We start from the raw sequence: 3,364 nt of genomic DNA on the forward strand, positions 1-3,364 counted from the left end.
GCCTCGCCGATCGTTACAACGGCAGCACTGAAAGCCAGCGCCGTAACTGGACGAACGACGTAAACCGCCGCTATGCCGGCCTCAATTCGGCCGGCCAGTCCATTCCTCAGGGATGCGGCGCGCAAGCGGTCTGCCAGATGGGACCAGGCGACTTTCCGACGCCTAACGGCGGTGACACAAAACTCGCTTCATTCGCTCCCGGTCCCGCCGGCAGCGACATCAACGTTGCCTCTGGTCAGGTGTGACCCGTCTCCCTTAATTGAGGCCACGCCGTCGGGGCGGCCTTCAATGGGAGAGATTTCGCGACGAGAGCTTGCCAAATCCCCGTTTCAGATGACTAGCCAGCTCCTGGCGCACATCATCTGGCAATTGCTCCATCGCAACGCAGTTCACTTCGGCCGCAACCAACGACCAGTACAACAGATCCGCGTGTCGTCCTTCGAACAGAGCCGCCACGATGAACTGTCCGATCACCAACGTGATCGTCTCGGGGTTGCCTTTCTTCCGCAGAAATTCCGAAACCTCTTCCACCCATGGTTTCGGGTGGCAATCGACGAACGCAGCCGCTTCCTTATAGAGCGCTTTGTCTCCTGCGACTTGCCAGATATTCGCTTGCATCGTGAACCCTTCAGCAAAATGATGCCATTGGATCGACGCTGGCGGATTTCCTGATGCGAGTCAAAGAAATATAAAATAGATTTTCTGCCTATCGTAGCAAATAAATCTACACTGATTGTTTAGCAGCTTCTACTTTTCTTGTATGCTACTGGCTTGTCCTGCGTCCCTTTTTGGCCGGAGGTAGCCGCTTCTTCTCGGAGGTTCCCACGGCGGGGCTGGCTGCCTCTTTCAAGGAAGGTACACCACTGAACTCCGTCATCGAGCGCTTCACAGCACGCGTGGCCTCAATATGCCGCGCAATCTCGATGAAGTTGAAGCCGAACGTCTCGATGTCCCGCTTCACACTGTCGTCGTCACCAGTCCGACCAATGAGCGTCCACACCGGCACCTTCAGGTGCCGTGCCAGCCGCTCCAGGGTGACGAATGTCGGGTTCCCCTTCCCCGTCCGCAACTGGTAGAGCGTGCCGCGCGATAGCCCCGTAGCGTCGGCGAAACTCGCATAGTCCGGGAACTCGTTCTCGATTTGGCGAAGTCGCAGTGCGAGCAGGATCGAAAGCCAGCCATCGCTGTCTTCTGTCTTATTTTTAAATATCGGCACGGCTGCACTCCCGCTTATCGGTCGGAATATGACGGCTATTTTCTGTAAAATGTCTAGTGGTTAGGTTGGTAGCCGAAACGATGACACATTGCCCCATTAAAGTGTCGCGGCATCCTCCCCATACCTCCCTCAAAGTGAGGCATATAGCTTTTGGCCGCCGCGCAAACCATTCCAGGGCATGATAGCATTTCTATCTGCATGCCCTGTTGAATATGAATAATTAAATGATCCAGTTTGGGCCTGGTCGTCCGACTTATGAAATTGTCGTGTAACGCCTCATCCGTAGCGACAACCCTGTTCTCTTCCCCCCGCCGCTGTTTCAAGAGCGCGGATGATTTCCCGGCTATGTAACGATATTAGGCGGCTGCGCAGTTCACGATTCGCATTTGCCGATTACTCTCGAAACGGGCCGCAATGCTCGGCCCCTGCGGAGTCGGGGAGGACCCAATCTCTATCCCTGTTCGAGCTGGAAAAGGCGCGGGTAATACGCCGCACTCTGAAGCCGGGACCGCCAAAAGCGGCACCATGCCCCCCAGCCGTCGAAAAACGCTTGATCCATTGAGGGACCATCCTATCTCCATTGATCATTATAATGACGATCGATCCGTGATATTATAATGATCAACATCGAAATAGAAGGATCTTTGTCATGTTCATGAGGTTCGCGTTCGCAATTTTCGCCGGCGGCGTGCTCGCTTTCTTCGCCCTGCCCGATCAGGAAGCCGGCCTTCGCATGCTCAGCTTTTCCACTGCTTTCTTGATCCTGTCCCTCGCCGCCGTCTGTGTCATCGCGTTTCTGACGCGCAAACTCGGACGTTATCGTCTTCGCTCGTCGTTACAGCCGTCGCGCTGTGATGACGATCTTCCTTTGCATGACGCTGCAAAGTTCGAGCGATCCGCCTGGTCGACATCCGGCGTCAACTCCAAGGATCCGAACCTCATCTGGCAGTACTGCCTCAACGATCGGCGCCTTGGCCGCTTCAAACTCTAACAGTCCCCAACCGCGCCAGGAACCGCTCAATCAGGCGCACAGACCGTCCGCCTGTTTCATCAGGTCTGCGATCTGCCTGATAGGTAACACAAATGATTGCACGCTTTTTCATGTTAGGCCCGCGTAGTCCATGAGCGCCGCTTTTTCGGAGGGAAAGCGATGGCGGTGGAATGGACGATCGCCCTGACGCGGCGACGGCGCGGCTTACCTCGTCAATCCATGGGATGCATCGTTGAAGCCAACGGGGGTTGAATGAGATATCCATTCAATGATTTAATCATAGGGTGCACGGTCTAAAGTCGGATGGCATCCTTATGCGTGACTTTGCTATTCTGGGTCGCACGGTTGGCCCACAGCATCCGGAAATTCAGACGCTCTTGCGTCAGGCGCGGGACAAGCAGGCCCGTGTCTTGTGTTTGTGTCGCCATCCCGGAGTGCCGATGTACATTGCCGCTGTCGGCGAGGAATTGATCGTCAAGCGCATGCCGAACACCGGCAAGGACCATGCGGTAGACTGTGATCGCTATGAACTGCCCCTTGCCCTGTCGGGAAAGGCGGAGGTCCTGGGTCAGGCGATCATTGAGGATCCTGCATCGGTCGCCGCGCGGCTGAAGCTGGCCTTTGCACTGACACAAGGCAAGGCGCGGCAGGGGTCATCCGGCGAGGGGACTTCGCACCACACTGTGAAAGCCGATCCGAAGAAGCTCACGCTGCGAGGCTTGCTTGACTATCTCTGGGAAGAGGCGGAGCTGACATTAATGGCGCCCGGCTTTGTGGGAAAAAGAAATTGGGGGTTGGTCCGGAAATTTCTTTGGGGCGCGGCCGATGCAAAGTCGAGCCAGAAGTTCCAGTTGCGCGAGCTGCTGTTTATGCCGGCAATGTACTCGCCTGAGCACAAGGATCGCCTGGCAGCGGATCGGGAGCGGGCTTTCGCGGCGGCAGCTATGGCGAAGCACAAGAAGATCGTGATCGGCATTGTGAAATCGCTGGATCCCGCCCGGTTTGGCGGCAAGCTGTCGATCAAGCATATGCCCGACGCGCCGCTCTTCCTGGATGAGAAAATGTTCAAGGCTGTGCCGAAGCGCTTTGCAACTGAATTCGACCTGTGGCGACTGCACGAAAATTCGCACCTTATCACCATCGCAACGGTCATGCAG

Annotated in this window: 4 protein-coding genes and 1 pseudogene; 3 read left to right on the forward strand and 2 right to left on the reverse strand. The window is 56.1% G+C overall.

Annotation, left to right across the window (positions count from 1 at the left end; genetic code table 11):
- Positions 1 to 245 (forward strand): annotated as a pseudogene (locus EOA38_RS31405) (hypothetical protein); the annotation flags it as partial.
- 40 nt (positions 246 to 285) lie between these two features.
- Here EOA38_RS31405 and EOA38_RS31410 read toward each other — a convergent pair.
- Both EOA38_RS31410 and EOA38_RS31415 read right to left on the reverse strand, forming a co-directional pair.
- Positions 286 to 618 carry a hypothetical protein gene (locus EOA38_RS31410; protein WP_127301049.1) on the reverse strand — a complete coding sequence of 111 codons (333 nt, stop codon included), beginning with the start codon at positions 616 to 618 and terminating at the stop codon, positions 286 to 288.
- A gap of 145 nt (positions 619 to 763) precedes the next feature.
- Positions 764 to 1,216 (reverse strand): helix-turn-helix transcriptional regulator, encoded by a 453-nt coding sequence (locus EOA38_RS31415; RefSeq protein WP_127301050.1) that lies wholly within the window; start codon positions 1,214 to 1,216, stop codon positions 764 to 766.
- Between the two features lie 688 nt (positions 1,217 to 1,904).
- On the opposite strand from EOA38_RS31415, the gene EOA38_RS31420 reads away from it, so the two are divergent.
- Positions 1,905 to 2,207 carry a hypothetical protein gene (locus tag EOA38_RS31420; RefSeq protein WP_245480962.1) on the forward strand — a complete coding sequence of 101 codons (303 nt, stop codon included), beginning with the start codon at positions 1,905 to 1,907 and terminating at the stop codon, positions 2,205 to 2,207.
- A 314-nt stretch (positions 2,208 to 2,521) separates the two neighbouring features.
- On the forward strand, positions 2,522 to 3,364 hold an 843-nt coding region (locus EOA38_RS31425), incomplete at its 3' end, for a DUF1173 family protein (RefSeq protein ID WP_127301052.1).

Origin of the sequence: Mesorhizobium sp. M1E.F.Ca.ET.041.01.1.1 (assembly GCF_003997355.1) — a bacterium.
Taxonomy (GTDB): Bacteria; Pseudomonadota; Alphaproteobacteria; order Rhizobiales; family Rhizobiaceae; genus Mesorhizobium.

Excerpts from the sequence above, each read along its gene's own strand:
- EOA38_RS31410 (WP_127301049.1), bottom strand. The coding sequence starts at position 618 with ATGCAAGCGAATATCTGGCAAGTCGCAGGAGACAAAGCGCTCTATAAG.